Raw genomic sequence first — 21785 nt, forward strand, 5'->3', positions numbered from 1 at the left:
AAATTAGTTAATTTGCTTTTTATGCTTTATTCTATTCTTTAAAATCTCAGGTTCATTTGTAGTTATATAATTGAATTCATGCTGAATAACCCAATCCATATCCACTACATCATTAACAGTCCAAACATTTAAAATCACATCTTTTTCTTTGGCTTCCTTAATCCATTCTGGGTGCTTCTTGAAAACTGAATAATGATAATCGACACCTGAAATCCCGTCTTGTTTGATTTCTTTGGGAGACTTATTTCCTTCTAAATATTGCAATGAAGTTTTAGAGTCAACTGCTCTAATTTGCTTCAGAATTCCGTAGTCAAAACTTATATAACAAGTCACTTTATCGGCTTTCATTTTTTTGATTAGCGCAACTGTTTTTAAAGCCGTTTCTTTTCCGCGTTCTTTACTTATTTCGGAAGGTTTTATTTCGCAAACCAAAAGAGTATGTTTGTTGTTTCGTTTCCCTTCTAAAATATATTCGTATAATGTTGGAAGTTTTTCCCCATTTGAAAGTGTAAACCGAACCAAATCATTATAATTAGTTGTTTCGATAAGCATTTTATTATAATGCGAGTCGTGATTGATAATAAGTGAATCATCAACCGTTCTCCAAACATCAAATTCCGAACCAGGAAGTTTTAAATCGATCGCATGTCGCAAAGCTGCAATAGAATTTTCGGGTAAATTATTTTTCTTCCATGCCCCTCTATGAGCAACAATGCCATTTCTTTTTACAGTACACGATACAAAAACAATCGCTACAATTAAAACAAGAAGTTTCAAAAAAAGGTTTTTTATGCTCATCCTTTTACCAATAAAAAAATTTAAAAAAACCCTTCGTCTAACCAAAACGAAGGGCTAACCAAATTACTAACCAAACTTAATTTACTAAATTGAAATTAACTTTTTTATCTGCATTTGAATTGCCTCCTATAAAAATCTCAAATTCCCCAGGTTCTGCAACAAATTGCAGATCAGAATTATAGAATTTCAAATCTTCAACACTTATTTCAAAAGTCACGGTTTGTTTTTCTCCTTTTTGGAGCATTATTTTTTGAAATCCTTTAAGCTCTCTAACAGGTCTTGTTACTGATCCTACAACATCTCTAATATACAATTGCACAACCTCTTTCCCGTCATAATTACCTGTATTAGCAACCTCTATACTTACTTTTAATTTTTCGTTAGAAGTCATTTTATCAGATGAAATCTTAGGATTTGAGTATTCAAACGAAGTGTAGCTTATCCCATACCCAAATGGAAATAACGGCTCGTTTCTTTCGTCTAAATAATTAGATCTAAACTTTTCGAATTTTCCTTCTGTATTCATTAGCGGTCTTCCAGTGTTTTTGTGCGCATAATAAATAGGTAATTGACCAACACTTCTTGGAAAAGTTGTGGTTAGCTTACCAGACGGATTTACATCACCAAACAAAACATCAGCAATCGCATATCCAGCTTCGCTACCAGCAAACCAGACATTTAAAATAGCTGGGACAGTTGCATTTTCATCATTCAAAATTAATGGACGCCCATCAAATAACACAAGTACAACTGGTTTACCTGTCTTTAGCAATTCATTTAATAAATCTTTTTGAGCTTGAGGAATTTCTAAATTCGTACGACTGCTACTCTCGCCACTCATTTCGGCAGATTCACCAAGTGCAGCCACAATAACATCAGATTGATTCGCAACTTTTAAGGCCTCTGCTAACATTTCCTCTTTAGAGCGTTTGTCCCTGTTTAATGTTTTTCCAAACATGGTTGCGTTGGTTTCAAGAGTTTCATCATAATCAAGATTACTACCCTTTGCATAAAGCACTTTTGTATTTTTCCCAGCTACTTCTTGAATTCCTGCTAATAATGAAATACATTTTTCGCCATTAGTCGCAACTGACCAAGTACCTGACATATTGTTTTTGGCATCTGCCAAAGGTCCAATAAGCGCTATTGTTCCAGATTTTTTTAAGGGCAATAATTGATTTTGATTTTTTAACAATACCAATGATTGGGCAGCTATTTTTCGGGCTTCATCTCTACTTGCTGACGTGAAAATTTCAGTTTTGGCTCTTTTATCATCACAGTATTTGTACGGATCTTCAAATAGACCCAAATCATATTTTGCATTCAAAATCAATGTAACAGCATGATTGATTTGTTCAATTGTCACTTTCTTTTCGTCTAATGATTTTTTTAAAGTAGTTGTAAATCCTTCGCCAACCATATCCATTTCGACACCTGCATTAAGAGCCAAGGCAGTAACGGTTTGCAAATCACCCATTCCGTGAGCTATCATTTCTGGAATACCCGTAAAATCGGTAACTACAAATCCGTCGAATCCCCATTTCTTTCTCAATACATCCGTCATCAACCATTTGTTTCCAGTAGCCGGTATCCCATCAACTTCATTAAATGAAGCCATAACTGATCCTACACCCGCATCGACAGCAGCCTTGTAAGGAGGAAAATAATCATTAAACATTCGGATATGACTCATATCAACCGTATTGTAATCACGTCCGCCTTCTGGAGCACCGTACAGCGCAAAATGCTTTACACAGGCCAAAATTGTATTGTTTTTAGAAAGATCTTTTTGTTGATACCCTTCGACCATAGCTTTTGCGATTTGACTTCCTAAATACGGGTCTTCACCAGAACCTTCAGAAACTCTTCCCCAGCGAGGATCACGAGAGATATCAACCATTGGCGAAAAAGTCCAATTGATACCATCAGCACTTGCTTCCTGAGCAGCTATTTGAGCACTTCTTTCAATCAATTTCATATCCCAAGTACAGGACAGACCAAGCGGAATTGGGAATGTGGTTTCGTACCCATGAATAACGTCCATTCCGAAAATTAATGGAATCTTTAAACGGCTTTTTTCGACTGCAATTCGCTGTACTTCTTTAATTTTTTGAACCGATTTGATATTGAACAAACCACCAACTTTTCCTTCAGCTATTTTTTTGGCAACATCTGAACTACTGGCCTGTCCCGTAGTAATATCACCGGAAGTTGGTAAATTTAATTGCCCTAATTTTTCATCCAATGTCATTTTGGAAAGCAAATCAGCTACAAATTCGGCTTTTGGCTTAATTTTCGTTGTATTTTTTGCACCTTTTTTTTGAGCAAAACCCAAAACTGTGCATCCTAAAAAAAATAAGACTATTATATTTTTCATAAGTGTATTGTATTTTTGACTTCCGAATTAAAAAAACTAGTTCTTTCAATTCGAATTGTCATTATTTTATTTAACCTCTAAAATCCGTATTTACCTGAATGAAATCCCAGATTGATCAAGCCTTGTTTGACCTCTGGAGCATTCATAAACAATTTCCACAACAGACCTGTACGATAATTTTCGATCATTGGTGCTATAGTACCTTGATCTATGGCTAGATAACGAGGTGTAACCCAGTTGTAATGGGGAGAAAACGCATCGTAAGGCCCTGCAATACCTACATATTTTGATTTGTTTTCGTTGTATAGATAATGCAAAAATTTCATACTTTCGGCTGGAGTGTACGGAAACGAAGATAGCGCAGCAGTTGGGGTGATAACCCCTAAATCATTATTGGTATCGTGTGCAGAATATCCAGTTGTGCCATCAGTATTTCGTGAATAACTAGCGGTGAGACCCCAGCATTTATCAGAATATCCATTCCATTTTTTTGGATTATCTACACAATAACTGTAAATAATTTTGGCTTGATTTTGAGTTAATTCCCAATAATTAGCATATTTATCAGACAATTGAGAGGGATCTAATCCTAAATAAGAATATTGAGCCCAGAACAAAGGTCCAGCATTACCACCAACTGTATTATATTTAAAAACCAAAGGAATCCCATACTGGGTTTTGGTAGTTTGGATAGTTCCATTTCGAGTCCAACCTTCATGATAAGCTTCATTTGGAATTGGATAAGTTGGAGAAGCAGCTCCCATAATGTAGGCAATCAAACATTCGTTATAGCCTTCTAATTTAAACTTCATTTCCCATTGATACGTTGGTGACCAGTGCCAATACATAGCGTTTTCACCATTTGTGTACCAACTCCACTCTACTCCTTTCCATAAATTATCTGCTTTGGTAGCCAATTCTTTTTCGGCAGTATTTCCATTCTTGAAATATTCTCGAACAGCAATTAAACCTTGGCATAAAAAAGCCGTTTCTACAATGTCTCCACCATCATCTTTATTTCCGAAAGTAATCGCTTTACCAGTGGCTCCATCAATCCAATGTGACCAAGCTCCGTGGAATCTTTCAGCTTTTTCAAGAAAATTCATAGCAGTTGTCATTCGGCTAACCGCTTCGGCTCTTGGGATAAAACCTCTCTCGATTCCAACGATCAAAGTCATCAATCCAAAACCAGATCCTCCTGTAGTAACTTTATTTGCTTCAAAACTAGGATTATCAGTATGATAGCGTTCTCGACCTAATTTCGAATTTGGTTCGGCATAATCCCAGAAATATTTGATAGCATCTTTTTGAACCTGATCCATTGCTTCTTTATCGGTTAAAGGTGTGTTTGGAATAGTTGGAGTTATAGGCAATGGAGTTCCTTCGCTATTGCCCTCTTGAGACGAAGCAGTACAGGAATGAAAAAAACCTAAAAAAAGCAATATGAATAGCTGATTTTTCATTTTATAAAATATAGCATTAATGATTTTAAAAAACACACCTGATTTATCATTATTTTCAGGTGTGCTTTTTATTTTCTATCTATTATCTATTTCTAGTTTATACAAGAAACGGACATCTCCTGGTGCTAATGCAGTATTGTAAATTCTAAATTCGTCTAACAAACCAGCAAAACTAGTAGCCCAATCTTGTTGACTTCCGTTATTTTGAGGAGGTGTTGTTTCAAATGGATGAGTTCCGAAAACAATTTTACCATTAGTACCAACCATTTCAAGATTTCCATATTTTGGAGCACCATTTTTATTATCTAAACTTCCAGGATCATCTGCATATAAAGTGGCAGTCCCATTTACACCTGTAGCAGGTGCATAAGGGAAACCTCCTAAATTAGTAGCTAATTCCCCATTTATATAAGCTGAAATTATACTAGTACTAGCATCATAAGAAAAAACTACATGAATCCATTTATTAAGGTTTCCATCAATATTTACAATAGCCCCTTGTCCTCTCCAAGCAACTCCTGCTCTACCATTTTCCATACTAAATTTCAAACGGATACGATTCGGGAATGCACTATCGGGATTTTCTAAAAACACATTTAAGCCTCCCCAAAACTCAGTCGGGCGAACTACCGAAAAAATACCTTGCGCTCCTTTTCCTTGACCAGGAGTTGCAGGATTAACAGTGTTAGCTGTATTCATCCAAAAGGAAAAAGTATAACTATTTAGGCCAGTTATTGCAGTTGTAGCATCGGCTACAAAATAACGTTCTTGAGAATTGGAACCGTTATATGCATTTCCTTTTGCCCCTTCAGCATAACCTATATTTGTTCCCGTAGCATTACTAATATTAGTTTTACTATCTGTCAAATTATTTTCAAAACTAAACTTAGCTACTAAATGCTCTGCTTCAATTTCATCAGAATTCTCATAACCACCGATTGACTCGTACGGAATTGGATCATTTTGTTTATCTATACTCTCCTCGTTACAACTTCCAAAAAATTGAGTTGCTATCACTAAAGCAGGTAAGAAAATATATTTATTTTTTTTCATTGTTCTATTTTTTAGGAATTAATAACCAGGATTTTGCTCAGACAATCCACCTGCTTCTCTTATGAATGATGCTGGAATAGGAAATAATTCGTTTTTACCAACAGTAAAAACTTTATTATCAGCTTCAAAAGCCGTTTTGGCTTGACCTGTTCTCACTAAATCGAAGAATCTATCATGTTCAAAAGCCATTTCTACCCTTCTCTCTCTCCAAATTGCGGTTCTAATATCGGATTGCGAACTAAAAGTAGTATCATCTAAACCAGCTCTATTTCGAATCTGATCTAATAAAAGAATAGCTTGAGAAGTTTGTCCTAACTCGTTTAAAGCCTCAGCTTTCATTAATAACACTTCGGCATATCGTAAGTAAATGATATTAGTATCAGTTTCCCACGCATCCGTAAAAGTTGATGAATATGCTTTGTAGTTGTATCGTGGATTTTCAACTGATGTAGGAACAAATCTACCGTCATACAAAGTAGTTCCTTCAAAAATAATGGTTGCGTCTTTGCGGACATCACCTTCTTCATAAGCGTTTACCAGACTTTCGGATGGTGTATTAAAACCCCATCCCCATCCACCGGCACCACGAGCACCTTGTGTATTGGAGTATCCAGGTATTCCTTTGATAGGCACGCTTGCAACACCGTTGATCTCAAAAATAGATTCTGGTCCGTTCTCCCCTGCTAATCTAAACATAGAAGCATAATCTGTAACCAAACTATAACCTGTTACTAGATTGCAATTATCAATCACTTCCTGCCATTTTTTTTGATAAAGACTAACTTTAGCTAACAATGCATATGCAGCTCCTTTTGAAGCTCTTGCTTTTTCGCTAGCTGGATAAGATGCTTTTGTAGGTAAAACTGCTATAGCTTCATTTAAATCCTTTTCGATGTAAGCATACACATCAGCAACTGGTTTACGAGTTAATTGCATTATTCTATCCTCTTCTGAAGAAGGATTTGGCAAATGGTCTATAATTGGCACTCCTCCGTAACATTTTACCAAAGTAAAATACATGAATGCTCTTAGGAATTTTGCTTCGCCTTCTAACCTAGCACGTAATGACGCATCGGCTTTGTCTAATTTTGGAAGAATATCCAATGCTTGATTACATCTGTTTATTCCAGCATAATTAGCTTTGAAGGTACTTTCGGCAGATGGATTTGAGGCATTGTAGGTTAACGCATCCAGTACATCTTTATCAGTTCCTGTATCTCCTGGTGACGAACCTTTGTCGGCATCGTCTGAAGTGATACTTGAAAGTCCTATCCATCCAAAAGAAGACATATCCCATTGCAAAAACTCATTGTAGATAGCCGTAACAAAAGTTGCTGCCCCTTCATTGTTGTTAAACATTTCTATATCTTTAGTAGAGATTGTTTCTGTTTGATCAACATCCAAAAAATCATCTCCACAGGCAGTAAATAATAAAGCCGTCAAGGCAATCATTGATATATATATCTTTTTCATCGTTTTAAAATTTTAAATTAGCACCAATCACAAATGATCTCAAAGTAGGATAGGCATCCAACTCAATACCTTGACTTTCGTAAGGACTACCATTTCCATTTAACTCAGGAGAAAATCCAGAGAATTTTTGAGTAATAAATGGGTTAATTGCGTTTACATAAACTCTGCATGAGCTTACAAAAGCACCTTCTTTGAAAGGTAATTTGTATCCTAAAGTGATATTGTTTATTCTAAAGAAGTCACCTGATTCTAAATAATAAGTTGAAGCAACAGGCACTTGATTGAAAGGACCAGGATTAGCACCTGAAGTATTGTTTACTGTCCAAAAATCTGTTGCCAATGAATCTTCGATATTTTCACCAGTAAAACGTTGCGCTTTTTTTCCGTTATACACTTTGGCACCAGCAGTACCATATCCATCAACTGAAAAATCAAAGTTTTTAAAATTCAAACCTAAAGTAACTCCGTAGGTTGATGTTGGTAAAATAGACCCCACATATTTTCTGTCTTTATTAATATCCAATGCTTCTTGAGTAACAACTGTTCCAGCTGCAGTATGGTATAACATTTTACCATTAGTAGGATCAAAACCTGCATACTCATACATATAAAAACTTCCTAACGGCTGACCAATAGAAGTGTTATCTAATATCTTAGTGGTTTGACCATTTCCTAAACTTCCACCGTTAAGAGTAGCTAATGTTGTATTTTTTAGACTCGAAAGTTCATTTTTGTTATTAGAATAGTTTCCTCCAATCCAATAACTCCAGTTGTCATCTATTTTGTCATCCCAACGCAAGGACACTTCAAAACCTTTGTTTGAAACCTCTCCAACGTGTGCAGGTGAAGATGTAGTAATACCCGAAGTTATGTATGGTAATGTATTTAAAATAACATTATTAGTATTTTTGTCATAGTAATCTAAAGTTCCTTTTAATCGACTATCCAAAAATTCGAAATCAAGACCCACAGATAACTCTTCAGTAATTTCCCAAGACAAACTTGGATCAATTTGCGAATTAATAGTTGTTCCTGGATACAAAATAGAGCCTCCTAAATAACTATCAACACCCGAAGTATAGGCTTGATTGTTAAGAGGAACATTTTGATTTCCTAATCTACCCCAACCTCCTCTTAATTTCAACAAATTGATGCTTTTTGAATCTGACAAGAAGTTTTCTTTAGTAAGAATCCAACCTAAACCAAAAGCAGGAAAGGTTCCCCAGCGATAATCTTTACCAAAATTTGATGATCCATCACGTCTTAATGTTCCAGTTAACAAGTATCGATCCATCAATTTGTATTGAAAACGTCCAAAATAAGAGGCTAATCTAGCTTCATTATAAACCTCGTCTTTGTAACTGATTATATTTCCTGAATAATCAACATCTTTAAGAGCCCAATAATTTGAATCTGTATTTACATTTTTTCGATCTATAGATAATTTCTCTCTAGCCCCTTTAACTGATGTTTCCATACCCACGGTTACTTCAACATCATGAATATCTGCAAACAGTTTATTATAGGTTAAGTAATTAGATAAATTCCAATTAAAATATTCCTCTCTTCCTTTTTTCAATACATTAAGATTCTTATCACTCGGATAGATAATAATGTCTGAATTGCCTGGATTATTACCAGATTCCCAAATAGATTTAGTTGCTTCAAAATTATAGTTCTTCCAATTGTAATATTCGCCATTAAATTGAGAGGTAAACTTTAATGATTCAATGATTTCATAATCTAATCGTAAACCTCCTTGTAGAGTGATGCTTTTTTGTTGCTCATCAAAATAATCAAGTTGTGCCACAGGATTACCAACATTATTGAATGATGATCCTGTTACCCCAGCAAACCCATCGCTACCAACCCATGAAACTCCATACTCGCCATTTGAAAAATAAACTGGTACTATCGGCGATTGTTTGTAAGCATTGGTAAATGCACTAAGAGGTTTTGGAGTAGATCTTGTAGAGGTCAAACTCAGGTTTTGATTGAGTGTTAATTTTTTAGAAATCTTAAATTCATTATTATTTCTAATAGTTGTACGATTGTATTCTAATCCGTTCAGAATTCCTTTTTCGTCATAATTTCCTAAACTAAAAAAGTATTTAATATTCTCTGAACTTCCCGAAACCGAAGCATTGTTTTGAACATAGGTTCCTGTTCTTGTAATTTCGTCAAACCAATCTGTATTTACGGGTTGATCTTGTGAAAAAGTAGTAGATTGCAAAGCCACATTAGAATAGTGCGAATATTTGTTGCTTCCTGCCATTTTTACTTTTTTCAAAGGATTTCGGATTCCAGCAAAACTTTCCAACTCTACTGTTATTTTATCTCCTTTTCCTTTTTTGGTTGTAATAATAATAACACCATTTGCGGCTCTATTACCATAAATTGCAAGAGAAGATGCGTCTTTCAGAATCTCATACGAAGTAATATCGTTAGTATTAATATTATTAATATTTTCGGTAGGCATTCCATCTACAATATACAAAGGACTACGCCCTCCTAATGCCGTACCCAGACCTCTAATAACCACTGATGGAGTACTTCCAGGCAAATCAGAGCCGATAACTTGTACCCCCGCAGCTTTACCCTGAATAGCTTGAGAAGCATTCAATACTTTGGTTTTGGTGATTTCTTCGGCTTTAATTGAAGAAATTGCTGTAGTATTATCTACTTTCTTTCTTGTTCCATATCCGATAATAACAATCTCGTCTAGTTTGGTGTCTTGAGCTTCAGACAACGTTATAGACATTGGCTCATTTGTTGCGGTCACAGTCACAGATTCAAAACCGACTAGACTTACTTTTAACACATCGCCTGCTTTGGCTTTGATATTAAAATTACCGTCAAAATCAGTTTCGGCAGATGAATTACCGGAAACAATAAACGCTCCTGGTATTCCCATTCCGCCCTGATCCAATACTTTTCCTTTTACTACTTGTCCAGACATGTAGGCTGGTAGTAGAATAAGTGCTAAAAAGCTAAAAATAAAATTTCTCATAAGTTTGATAAACGTTTTAGTTAGTGGAGCTAAATTAGAGAATTACAACGTTGTAGTTGATGAATTACCACTACTACATAGACTCATCAAAGTCAAAAAAAGCACAAAAAAAACCTTATAATTAAGGGTTTGCAAATAATTAACAAGTAGTGTCTCAAACAGTAATGATGTAGTAATGATGTATTGTTATTTTGCAACAAAAGTGGTTTAAAAATAAATATTTTATAAAAAAAAAGCCATTATTATATAGATAATAAAAATTTAGAAAGAGTTTCTTCCTGAGAAAGACCTAATTTTTTTCGCAATCGATAACGATGTAACTCTACGCCTCTAAACGAAATATTCATCAATGGAGCTATTTCTTTTGAGGATAAGTTCATTTTTAGGTACACACAAAGTTTAATATCTTTTGGGGTAAGATTTGGAAATTTTTTAGAAAGTGCAACAATAAACTCATTGTGAATTTGATTCAGATTAGTTTCAAAAATTTCCCATTCGTGCTTGTTAGCAGCGTTTATTTTTATTGCTTTCTTAATCTCGCTTTTCAGCTTATTCAAATCAGATTCTGTTTCTAAAATGTTTTGAATATTTTCGATCATCTCACTCTGTTTAGCAATAGAAAGTGATTTCCCTGCAACTTCTGACGACTTAGTCTGTAGTTCAAGTTCTAAAATATGTTTTTCATATTCTTGAATATTCAATTCATTTTCTGCCTTTAGCTCCATTTCAAGAATTGCTTTTTGATGCTTTAATTCTTCTTTTTGAAGTTTCAATTTCTGAATGTATTTCATTTTATTCCACTTATAATAAAGATACAATATGAAAGCAACTAAAATCAGATACACCAATATCATCCAGACCGAAAAATACCATGGATTTGCTACAACAAATTGATAATCTGCTACTTTATCATAAGACAAACCATTATTATTATAGATAGAAATACTGTGCGAACCACTACTTAATGTATTCATGAAAATTTCACCATCTTTTACTGGAATAAACTCTTTTTTATCATTAATTCTAAAAAACAAGTCAGGTTTTGAAATCCCATAAATACCTGAAATTACATCAATTCTCAATTCAGAATCATGTTTAATTTTTTCGGAATTTGACTTTAAAATATTATCAACAAAAACCTCAAGCTTAACATCAGCCTTCTGTTTATTATTGTCTTTTAATTCTAATGAAATAAAGCCATCATCAAGATTTAATAGATAGTTTTTTTTATCCTTAAAAACTTTTAGATTATTATTGATAATCTTTCCTTTATAATATTTCTCCTGAATACTATTTCTAATGAATTTCGATTCTTTTGCATAAATATGATAAAGAAGACCATTTTGAAGAACCATAAAGTGATTTTCATCAATACCCACAATATCTGAAACGTTTTTAAAATTAGAATTAAACAACTCATTTAACTCTAATTTATTAGTTATTGAGTTATAGGTATACCACGAATTATCAATCAAAAAGAGAATTTCATTTCTAAACTCAAATATCTTAACTCCAAAATCGTTTTTGATGTTGCTACGTTGTGTAACATTATCAACTTTGGTTTCATAATTATCGTTGTAAACAATCCGATACAATCCCCGATTTATATCAGCTGCCCAAATTTCATTTTTACTATTTTGAGCTAAGTACTTAATAGGTTTTAATAGTCCAGTAATAAAATTCTTTTGATTTAAATCATCTGCATTAGTATATATCACAACTCCACTGTAAGTTGCTTGTAAATAGGTATTACTAATTGCACTTTTAGATAAATTCCAACCACCATTTATCGAACTTAACTTATTAAAAGCTCCATTTTTATAAACATACGTTCCTTCATTATGTCCAATTAGATACTGATTTTTAATCTCGCTAATATCCCATGCTTGTCCCTGTGTACCAGGAATCATTTTAAGTTTTTTATTTTCGTATTTAAAAACACCATGATTAGATGCCATCATATAACCATTAGGTATACTTGCTACAGAATATACAGATCCTAAAATCCCTGAACTATCATAAAATATTGAGATTGGTGAATTGACTTCAATATGAGCAATTCCATTATCGAGCCCTAACCAAAGATTATTTTCTTTATCAAGACCAATACATAAAATTGAGTTATTCATTAAAACATTATTCCTATTAATGTTTTTATACGAATCATCTTTTAAATCCAAAAGATAAACCCCATCATTTACTGTACCTATTATCAATTTATCATTTTTGATAAACTGTGCTACGTTTATATTTGCTGATTTTAAAATCTCATTTAACCCTTTTCGCCAAGGACTCAAAACATTGTTTTCCAAAACAAAAACACCATGCTTTTTGGTAAAAAAATATGTTTTGTCCTTATACTTCTGTATAGCGTGAATTACATTGTTTTCTAAAAGTGATAATCCATTTACTTTTTCAATCTTGTCATTATTCAATTTAAAAACCCCTTTTTCTACAGAAGCAATCAACAATTGATTATCGACAACAAAACAATACGAAATAAGAAAAGGTAATTTAATTTCTTTTATTAACTTACCATCATATCTAAAAATACCGTTGAAAGACTGGAAGTAAATATTATTTTTAAATTTAAAAATCTTCCAAATTTCCTCATTATTATTAGCATCAAAGACATCTTTTCCTTTTGATACAGATACGTAATGCATTTTGGCATCTTTTCGATACCAATAACCAAACTCCTGATATGAGCCCGAATAAATTTTGTCTCCCTCTACCATAATAGAGCGTATAATTGTTTTATTAGGGAGTGTATATTTTTCCCATTTTACACCATCATATCTCAATAAATAATTATTGTTGGCAAAATATATAGCATTGTCCTTTCCTTGAACAATATTCCAGATTTGATTGTCTCCTTGGTAATTTGATTTGTTGTAATTCTCTACAAAAGGTAATAATTCTTGAGCCGACAAAGAGATTGTCAAAAAAACAGAAATAATAATATAAAATAGTTTAGTTTTCAAAATGTATTTTTTTTTATCAAATATAATTACATTTCTTTAAAAAAAGCCACAAAAAAAGCCCCTGGACTCAGAGGCTAATCATCATTTAAAATAGTTTGGTTAAGCAGTTAATTTAATAACAAATTATATACCTGGTTTGCGATTTCTATCTCTTCATTGGTTGGGATAACTAAGATTTTCGCTTTGGATTGAGGCATATTGATTTCTCGAATTTCCTTTGAACGAATTTTGTTTTTAGCAACATCCAATTCAAGGCCTAAAAATTCCATATCGGTACAAACCAATCTCCTAATTTCGTCTGAATTCTCGCCAATTCCCGCTGTGAAAATAATTGCATCTAGGCCGTTTAAGGCTGCAGCATACGACCCAATATATTTTTTGATTCGATACGTATTCATTGCCAAAGCCAACTGACAATCTTTATCTCCGTTGGAAGCCTTCTCTTGAATATCTCTCAAATCACTAAAACCTGTCAACCCAAGCATACCGCTTTGTTTTTGTAATAAAGTATTCACTTCATCGGCAGTATAATTCAATGATTTTATCAAATGAAATATAACAGACACATCAATATCACCACTTCTTGTCCCCATAATTAGTCCACTAAGTGGAGTAAAACCCATAGACGTTTCTATGCACTTACCATCTTTTACTGCAGTAATACTACAACCATTGCCCAAATGAATCGAAATTATATTTTGATAAGGCAAGTTGGATGTTTTTAGATACTCGATAGCTTTTGTTGAAACATACTTATGAGAAGTCCCATGAAAACCATAGGCTCTGATTTTATGTTCGTTCAGCAAATAATTTGGTATTGCATATTTATACGCTTCAACAGGCATTGTTTGATGAAAAGCAGTATCAAAAACCACTACCTGCTTTGCAGTTCTAAAAATTTCTTCGGCCACATTAATACCTTCTAAATTAGCAGGATTATGCAACGGAGCTAAATCACATAATTTTCTGATTTCATCTTTTACGGCTTTGGTAATTAATGTGGTGTCCGAAAAAGAACTCCCTCCGTGTACCACCCTGTGACCAACAGCTTTTATTTCTTCGGTACTTTGTATTACCCCAACTTTTTCGTCCATTAAGAATTGTGCAATCTTTTGCAAGCCGATTTTATGATTTGCAATAGGTAAAATCTCTTCTACCTTATTGGTTTGAGTGACATAAGAAAAATTTGAAGCATCTAAACCAATTCTATCGATTATCCCAGAACAAATCACCTCTCCTATTGGCATTTCAATTAATTGGTATTTAATAGAGGAGCTTCCCGAATTTATAATTACTATTTTCATTTTTAATTTTATTAAAAGATTGAAAAAATTAAAAGACAATTTTAAATCATTCAATCTCTACATTTTTATATTAATTTAAAGACCTTGTGCTTGAATTGCAGTAATAATAACTGTATTTATAATATCATCAATTGTACAACCTCTACTTAAATCATTTACAGGTTTATTTAACCCTTGTAACATAGGTCCAATTGCTAAGGCTCCAGTTTCTCTTTGAACGGCTTTATAGGTATTGTTTCCTGTATTTAAATCTGGGAAAATTAGAACACTTGCATGACCAGCAACTTCTGAGTTTGGCATTTTACTTTGTCCAACCTCAAGATCAACAGCAGCATCATATTGAATAGGCCCTTCAATTTTAAGATCAGAACGTTTTTGTTTAACAATTTCTGTTGCAGCTCTCACCTTCTCTACTTCATCACCTTTACCAGACGAACCTGATGAATAAGATAGCATTGCCACTTTAGGCTCAATTCCAAATGCTAAACTTGAATCGGCAGATGAAATGGCTATTTCCGCCAACTGTTCTGCTGTTGGATTTGGGTTAATTGCACAATCTCCAAAAATAGAAACCCTATCCTCTAAACACATAAAAAATATAGATGAAACTACAGATGAATTTGGCTTGGTTTTAATAAATTGTAATGCAGGCAAAATAGTATGTTGAGTAGTATGAGCAGCTCCAGAAACCATACCGTCAGCATGACCTTTATGGACCATCATTGTACCAAAATAAGAAACATCTTCGAGTAAATCTTTGGCCATTGCTAATGTTACGTTTTTAGCTTTCCTTAATTCGAAATACGTATTTACATAATCTTCGTAATGCTCAGAATCAATCGGAGAAATAATAGGAACTTTAGAAAAATCAAATTCCAACCCTAATTCGGCAACTTTATTTTCAATTTGTTTTTTATTCCCTATAATCGAAAGATCAACCACATCCATTGCTTGCAAGCGAGCTGCAGCGATTATAATTCTATCATCATTCCCTTCTGGCAGAACAATATGTTTTCGATGAGCTTTCGCTCTTTTAACCAAATTGTATAAAAACATTTTTGGTGTCATCCCTTCTGCTTCAAAAGCATTAAACTTATCAAGTAAAACATCTAAATCAACATACTTATCAAAAGTGTTAATTGAAGTTTCTATTTTCTGAAAATTATTAGGGTGAATTTTAGATTTAATATTTCCTATTTTATTAGCTATATGATACGTTCCGCCTTCGACTGTAAATATTGGTACAACTGGAGAAAGTCCTTCTATTAATTTCATAATACTCTCTTCGGGAGTAATATTTCCGGTCAAAACAATTCCTGAAACTGAGGGATAATTACTAGATTCATTTGCTTGTAAAGCTCCAAGAATTATATCAGCTCTGTCTCCTGGAGTGATAATAAGCCCATTTTCTTTGAGATGTAACAAATAATTACACAACTGCATTGCTCCAATACTATAACTTCCTGTTTGATTGTGTAAATAATCGTGTCCAAATAATATTTTAGCATCCAAAACTTCGACAATTTCCTGAATAGTTGGGTTGTTCAAACTACCAATTAAAGGAATTGAGTTTACTAGTACAGATGCTGGTAAACTTTTTCTTAATCCATTGGTTACCAATTCTATATTTTCGGGTTGTACTTTATTGGCAATAACAGCAATAACTTCGACCTCTTTACTCTTGAATGAACTATACGCTAAATTTAAACTATCAATTAATTCCTCTAATGTTTTCCCTACACCCGACCCCACAATAATGGTTGGGATTTGTAAGTTTTTAGCAATTAAAACATTAGTATCCAATTCTATAGCAGTTCCTTCACCTGTAAAACCAGTTCCCTCAACCAGAATAAAATCAAAACGATCTTCTAACTGTTTGTATTTATCAATAATCAAATCGACAACATCACCAAGTTTTCCTTTATTATTTTTCTTAATTAAATTACTCTTCGAAAGCGCATAAGCTTCTTCGTATTTAATATCAAGATCAAAGTAAGAAAGTACCATTTCGATATGAGAATCTTTTTTGCCTTCTTCACAATCTTCAATAATAGGCCTAAAATAGCCTACTTTTGCTGTTTTCCCTAAAAGCATTCTCAATAATCCCAAAGTAATTATTGTTTTTCCACAATTCTCTTCTACAGTAGCGATGTATATTGCTTTTTTCATTTTTATCTTTTTTTAAGCTTTTGACTTCTTACAAAATTAACAGATTAATTCACTAAGAAAAATGACCAAAATCAGTTTTAACCAAAAAAAATCAATTATTTACAAACCATTTAAAACCATCTTCTCTTTTTGAAATAAATAACCATTCCGATAACGATTAGAAACATTATACCAATAACAATAAAATAACCGTTTATCATCCTCAATTCGGGCATATTTTCAAAATTCATTCCATAAACTCCCACTATAAAAGTCAACGGAATAAATATCACTGATATAATTGTTAGTGTCTTCATAATCTCGTTCATCTTTCGGCTTTGTTCAGAAAAATAAAAATTCGAAGCACTCTCGAGAGAACTCATATCTGAGTCTATTTGTTCTAACAACTCTAGACATTTTTGATGCAATCGTGAGAAAAAACTAAAAGTATTATTTTCGACTCCATTAAACATATCATCATCTTTTATACTCTTCAAATCATACAAGGAATCACGCAACGGAATGATAGAACGTTTCAAGAAATTAAAATTATCTCGATGATTTTCTATTCGCTCTAAAATAATTGGATCTGCTCCATTCTTGGTCATATTAATGAGTTGCTCAATCTTATTTTCTTCGTTTTCAATTGTAATGTAAAAATTTTCGATTACCGCATCTAACAATAAATAAAGCAAATAATCTACTTTTCTAGAGCGCACAATTCCGCCATGCAAACGGAGACGCTCCCGAATATGCGTAAAAAAATCACTTCGCTTTTCTTGAAACGAAATCAAAATTCCTTCTTTAAGAACAAAACTGATCTGTTCGACTCTTATATCGTCTGAATCTCCAGATGGTAAAATGGATTTGATATTGAAAAACAGAATTTCAAGTCGCTCTTCTAATTTAGTCCTTTTGGTTGTATTTAAAATATCAGCCAACAAAAAATCGTCAATATTAAACCGATCACCAACCTTTTTTATTAAATCAATATCATTGAGTCCATGAATATTTAGCCAATTATTCTTTGAAATATCTAAGCAAGAATCTAAAGCAATTGGCAATAATTTTTCATACTCAATAATATCAACATTATCATATACAAAAAGTTGCATCTCGGACTCTTGACTTTTATGCAAACCTGTATATTCTAAATTCGTAGATTGTATTTTACGTCCTTTCTTATATTTAATCTTTCTCATAAAATGTTTTCTATAGTAATATTACAAAAAAAATAATATTAATATTTTACAAAACGGTTTAAAAACCATTAACAGCGTATCATATTTATATTAATTATAAAAAAAATGAATTATTTTAATAATTTTCAATATTATTTTAAAATCACCTACATTATATCATATCTGTAAAAATTATGCATAAAAATAATTACTTTAATAATTTTTATTTAAATTGCCAAAAAAATCAAAAATGAATCAGATATTTCAAATAGCAATTCCTAATTCTTGTCATAAAAAACTAGAAGATACAACATATAGCCAAAACAAAAAAAGCACAATTTGGATCACAGTCACTTTATTGCTTATGCTTTTTATTTTAGGAAATCAAGAAAGTAAAGCACAGGAATCTATAAACATAAACCTTACAGATTACAATAATGTTGACAACTCAACAGATGCTCAAACAAGAAAAGGCACAAAAAAATATACTGGAATCATATATGACGAAAACAGAACTCCTTTATCTGGAGCTACAATAAGCATAAATGATTATGAAAAAAAAATATTTACCAATTCAAATGGTGAGTTCTCAGTAACTGCCAAAAAAGGAGATATTCTAAAATTTGCATATATCGGATATGAAAATATAGAATTGAAACTTACTGATGACGAGACTGCTTTAAAATTGTATTTAGAAAAAGACACACAATTAATAACCGAAGTTGTCAAAATTAAATTTAAAAGAGATTAAAAATCTACCTATTCTTTTAGCAGTAGAGAGATTAAAAAATTTGATTCCATAAAAAAACCGAGTCAGAAATGACTCGGTTTTAATTTATAAACTAAAAAGTAATTATTTCACTTCTTCGAATTCAACGTCTTCAACATTGTCTCCTTGTGATTGAGCTTGTGGCTCAGCAGCAGCTTGACCTTGTTCACCTTGAGCATACATTGCTTCAGTAGCTGTTTTCCAAGCTGCATTCACATTGTCTAATCCTTTTTGGATTGCATCAAGATCTTGAGATTGGTGAGCCATTCTCAATTCAGTTAAAGCATATTCGATAGCTGTTTTGTGCTCTGCAGATAATTTATCTCCAAGCTCTTTCAATTGAGATTCAGTTTGGAAGATAGTACTATCAGCTTCGTTCAATTTCTCAGCTCTTTCTTTTGCAATTTTGTCAGCATCAGCATTTGCCTCAGCATCTTTTTTCATTTTTTCGATTTCTTCAGCTGTTAAACCAGAAGAAGCTTCGATACGGATATCGTGAGATTTTCCAGTTCCTTTATCAGTTGCAGAAACTTTGATGATACCGTTAGCATCAATATCGAAAGATACTTCGATTTGAGGAACTCCTCTTGGTGCTGGTGGAATACCGTCTAAGTGGAAACGACCGATCGTTTTGTTATCAGCAGCCATTGCTCTAGCTCCTTGTAAAACGTGGATTTCAACAGATGGTTGAGAATCAGCAGCAGTAGAGAATACTTGAGATTTTTTAGTTGGGATAGTAGTGTTAGCCTCGATAAGAACTGTCATTACACCACCCATAGTTTCGATACCTAAAGACAATGGAGTTACGTCAAGTAACAATACATCTTTTACATCTCCAGAAAGAACTCCACCTTGGATAGCAGCTCCGATAGCTACAACCTCGTCTGGGTTAACACCTTTAGAAGCTTTTTTACCAAAGAATTTCTCTACTTCCTCAACAATTCTTGGGATACGAGTAGAACCTCCTACTAAGATAACTTCGTCAATATCAGAGATTGACAAACTTGCATCTTTTAATGCTTTAGCAACTGGCTCCATAGAACGTTTTACTAAAGAATCAGCTAATTGCTCAAATTTAGCTCTAGATAATTTTTTAACTAAGTGTTTTGGTCCAGAAGCAGTAGCTGTAACGTATGGCAAGTTGATTTCTGTCTCTGCAGAAGAAGACAATTCAATTTTTGCTTTTTCAGCAGCTTCTTTAATACGTTGTAATGACATTGGATCTAAACGCAAATCAACACCTTCTTCAGCTTTGAATTCGTCTGCCAACCAGTCAATAATAACTTGATCAAAATCATCACCTCCTAAGTGAGTATCTCCGTTTGTAGATAACACTTCGAATACACCGTCTCCTAATTCAAGAACAGAAATATCAAAAGTACCTCCTCCTAAATCGTAAACAGCAATTTTTTGATCAGTCCCTTTTTTATCTAATCCGTAAGCAAGTGCAGCAGCAGTTGGCTCATTGATGATACGCATTACTTTAAGACCAGCAATTTCTCCAGCTTCTTTAGTAGCTTGACGTTGCGCATCGTTAAAGTAAGCAGGAACAGTAATAACTGCTTCTGATACTGTTTGACCTAAATAGTCTTCAGCAGTTTTTTTCATTTTTTGAAGTGTCATAGCAGACAATTCTTGAGCAGTGTATAAACGACCGTCAATATCTACACGTGGTGTATTGTTGTCTCCTTTTACTACACTGTAAGGAACTCTTTTTGCCTCTTCTTGAGTTTCAGCAAAAGTATGTCCCATAAAACGTTTGATAGAAGCAATAGTCTTAGTTGGATTAGTTACTGCTTGTCTTTTTGCAGGATCACCCACTTTAATCTCTCCACCTTCAACAAAAGCGATGATAGATGGTGTAGTTCTTTTTCCTTCTGCGTTAGGGATAACAACTGCTTCGTTACCTTCCATTACAGAAACACAAGAGTTTGTAGTACCTAAATCAATTCCGATTATTTTACCCATTTTTATTTATATTTAATTTTATTATATACTCATTTTAACAACTTGAGTTGCTATAGTCAATCATTGTGCCAATAAAAAAAACAATAGTAAATTGTCAGTTTGCAGTTTAATTGGCATAAAACAATATGACAAACTGACATTTTAAACTTTCCTGCTTCGTCATTCTAAACACGCAAACTGTCCTAACATCTCCTGCTTTAACTAGCTGCCTCAAAAAAAAAAAAAAAATTAAGTTAATTAATTACAAACTATCTCGAAGAGTTATCTTTAACAAATACAACTAATCAACCATATTAAATAAATAAGAAAAACACTTACATTTGAAACACTGTTAAAACAAAGCGACTTACCCAAAAGCACTAACAAGTTATACCTTAAAAAAATATAAAATTATGACTAACTCATTATCAGAAGAACAAAACCAAACAACACAACCTTATTATGGTGATTTAGAAAAAACGCAAAAAATTTATCAGTTAGTGCAAACACCGAATTCTGAAAGAGATGACAATTGGAATTCCGAATTCTTATCAAATATAGTTGCAGCAAGTTTTAAATGTGGCGAGCCACAAGTGATTACTGGCCCTGATGGTTTCCCTTATTTTCAACTCTTTCTACCAGAACCTAATGTTAGTTTTCAATGTTTCGTAATCGAAAAAATGAAAGATGATTTTTTATTAGAATACGGTTATGGCGTTGTAATAAATCCTACTGCAGAAGAACCTGATTGGGTTTTATCCTATGGTGATATTGTAAATTTACATCTTAACAACACATTTTATTCAAACGAACCGACACTGTTTTCAAAAAGAAAAAAAACTGAAACCATAACAAAATCAGAACAAGTCCTCATCGGTCAACCTTCGGAAACTTTATTGCCTATTAAAACAAGAAAAGTATTAGAATCTTTTTTAAAATATAATGGAATCGAATCTCCAAAAGTATTGTTGTTGATGCGACAAAATGAAAAAAAAGAAATCATTTCCCAAGACTTAGCCTTTAATATCACGCCCAACGATTTCGAATCTGAAGCCATATACCAAAATGTTATGTTGGCATTTGCCTGGTTTTTACCAAGACATTATTCGTGTATAGGCTTATCTGAAGCTAATTTTAGCGATGTTTTTCAACCATTATAAAACAACCATTTTTTTTTTATTAAATTTGCAGACCTAAAAAAATCGGACTAAAAATGTAAAAAACAATTTCTTTCAGACAAGTACGACCACAAATCAGGATTCGATTTGCGGTATTGTT

At 33.1% G+C, this 21785-nt stretch carries 13 protein-coding genes; 2 read left to right on the plus strand and 11 right to left on the minus strand.

Translation table 11 applies throughout. From position 1 onward, the window contains the following. Positions 1 to 3 precede the first annotated feature (3 nt). The 10 genes from ABEB18_RS01510 to corA all read right to left on the minus strand — a co-directional run bounded on the left by ABEB18_RS01510 (position 4) and on the right by corA (position 17812). Positions 4 to 777 carry a glycerophosphodiester phosphodiesterase family protein gene (locus ABEB18_RS01510; RefSeq protein ID WP_348797235.1) on the minus strand — a complete coding sequence of 258 codons (774 nt, stop codon included), beginning with the start codon at positions 775 to 777 and terminating at the stop codon, positions 4 to 6. Between the two features lie 97 nt (positions 778 to 874). Next, entirely contained in the window at positions 875 to 3175 is a 2301-nt protein-coding gene (gene bglX / locus ABEB18_RS01515; RefSeq protein WP_348797236.1) for a beta-glucosidase BglX, read from the minus strand. Between the two features lie 77 nt (positions 3176 to 3252). Further along, the gene (locus ABEB18_RS01520; protein ID WP_348797237.1) at positions 3253 to 4638 is read right to left on the minus strand and encodes a glucoamylase family protein; all 1386 of its coding nucleotides are present in this window, start codon (positions 4636 to 4638) and stop codon (positions 3253 to 3255) included. A gap of 75 nt (positions 4639 to 4713) precedes the next feature. Further along, positions 4714 to 5691 (minus strand): LamG-like jellyroll fold domain-containing protein, encoded by a 978-nt coding sequence (locus tag ABEB18_RS01525; RefSeq protein ID WP_348797238.1) that lies wholly within the window; start codon positions 5689 to 5691, stop codon positions 4714 to 4716. A gap of 18 nt (positions 5692 to 5709) precedes the next feature. After that, the gene (locus ABEB18_RS01530) at positions 5710 to 7164 is read right to left on the minus strand and encodes a RagB/SusD family nutrient uptake outer membrane protein (RefSeq protein ID WP_348797239.1); all 1455 of its coding nucleotides are present in this window, start codon (positions 7162 to 7164) and stop codon (positions 5710 to 5712) included. A 4-nt stretch (positions 7165 to 7168) separates the two neighbouring features. Further along, positions 7169 to 10174, minus strand: a complete 3006-nt coding sequence (locus tag ABEB18_RS01535; protein ID WP_348797240.1) for a SusC/RagA family TonB-linked outer membrane protein — start codon at positions 10172 to 10174, stop codon at positions 7169 to 7171. A gap of 242 nt (positions 10175 to 10416) precedes the next feature. Next, entirely contained in the window at positions 10417 to 13158 is a 2742-nt protein-coding gene (locus ABEB18_RS01540; RefSeq protein WP_348797241.1) for a helix-turn-helix and ligand-binding sensor domain-containing protein, read from the minus strand. A gap of 107 nt (positions 13159 to 13265) precedes the next feature. Further along, positions 13266 to 14462, minus strand: a complete 1197-nt coding sequence (locus ABEB18_RS01545) for an acetate/propionate family kinase (RefSeq protein ID WP_348797242.1) — start codon at positions 14460 to 14462, stop codon at positions 13266 to 13268. Positions 14463 to 14537: 75 nt separating this feature from the next. Beyond that, complete coding sequence (gene pta, locus ABEB18_RS01550) at positions 14538 to 16631, minus strand: phosphate acetyltransferase (protein ID WP_348797243.1); 2094 nt, start codon at positions 16629 to 16631, stop codon at positions 14538 to 14540. A gap of 110 nt (positions 16632 to 16741) precedes the next feature. Then, entirely contained in the window at positions 16742 to 17812 is a 1071-nt protein-coding gene (gene corA / locus ABEB18_RS01555) for a magnesium/cobalt transporter CorA (protein WP_348797244.1), read from the minus strand. Between the two features lie 229 nt (positions 17813 to 18041). Here corA and ABEB18_RS01560 point away from each other — a divergent pair, with 229 nt between their 5' ends. After that, positions 18042 to 18542 (plus strand): carboxypeptidase-like regulatory domain-containing protein, encoded by a 501-nt coding sequence (locus ABEB18_RS01560; protein ID WP_348797245.1) that lies wholly within the window; start codon positions 18042 to 18044, stop codon positions 18540 to 18542. Positions 18543 to 18644: 102 nt separating this feature from the next. On the opposite strand, the gene dnaK is transcribed toward ABEB18_RS01560, so the two are convergent. Further along, on the minus strand, positions 18645 to 20528 hold the full coding sequence (gene dnaK / locus ABEB18_RS01565) for a molecular chaperone DnaK (protein WP_348797246.1): 1884 nt from the start codon (positions 20526 to 20528) through the stop codon (positions 18645 to 18647). Positions 20529 to 20920: 392 nt separating this feature from the next. Here dnaK and ABEB18_RS01570 point away from each other — a divergent pair, with 392 nt between their 5' ends. After that, on the plus strand, positions 20921 to 21667 hold the full coding sequence (locus ABEB18_RS01570; RefSeq protein ID WP_348797247.1) for a hypothetical protein: 747 nt from the start codon (positions 20921 to 20923) through the stop codon (positions 21665 to 21667). Positions 21668 to 21785: the final 118 nt, after the last annotated feature.

The sequence above is a fragment of the Flavobacterium adhaerens genome (assembly GCF_040045115.1).
Taxonomy (GTDB): domain Bacteria; phylum Bacteroidota; class Bacteroidia; order Flavobacteriales; family Flavobacteriaceae; genus Flavobacterium; species Flavobacterium adhaerens.

What these genes read in the sequence shown, in the direction of transcription:
- bglX (WP_348797236.1), bottom strand. Translation starts at nt 3,175, where the DNA reads ATGAAAAATATAATAGTCTTATTTTTTTTAGGATGCACAGTTTTGGGT.
- ABEB18_RS01520 (WP_348797237.1), bottom strand. Translation starts at nt 4,638, where the DNA reads ATGAAAAATCAGCTATTCATATTGCTTTTTTTAGGTTTTTTTCATTCC.
- ABEB18_RS01525 (WP_348797238.1), bottom strand. Translation starts at nt 5,691, where the DNA reads ATGAAAAAAAATAAATATATTTTCTTACCTGCTTTAGTGATAGCAACT.
- ABEB18_RS01530 (WP_348797239.1), bottom strand. Translation starts at nt 7,164, where the DNA reads ATGAAAAAGATATATATATCAATGATTGCCTTGACGGCTTTATTATTT.
- ABEB18_RS01535 (WP_348797240.1), bottom strand. Translation starts at nt 10,174, where the DNA reads ATGAGAAATTTTATTTTTAGCTTTTTAGCACTTATTCTACTACCAGCC.
- ABEB18_RS01545 (WP_348797242.1), bottom strand. Translation starts at nt 14,462, where the DNA reads ATGAAAATAGTAATTATAAATTCGGGAAGCTCCTCTATTAAATACCAA.
- pta (WP_348797243.1), bottom strand. Translation starts at nt 16,631, where the DNA reads ATGAAAAAAGCAATATACATCGCTACTGTAGAAGAGAATTGTGGAAAA.
- corA (WP_348797244.1), bottom strand. Translation starts at nt 17,812, where the DNA reads ATGAGAAAGATTAAATATAAGAAAGGACGTAAAATACAATCTACGAAT.
- ABEB18_RS01560 (WP_348797245.1), top strand. Translation starts at nt 18,042, where the DNA reads ATGAATCAGATATTTCAAATAGCAATTCCTAATTCTTGTCATAAAAAA.
- dnaK (WP_348797246.1), bottom strand. Translation starts at nt 20,528, where the DNA reads ATGGGTAAAATAATCGGAATTGATTTAGGTACTACAAACTCTTGTGTT.
- ABEB18_RS01570 (WP_348797247.1), top strand. Translation starts at nt 20,921, where the DNA reads ATGACTAACTCATTATCAGAAGAACAAAACCAAACAACACAACCTTAT.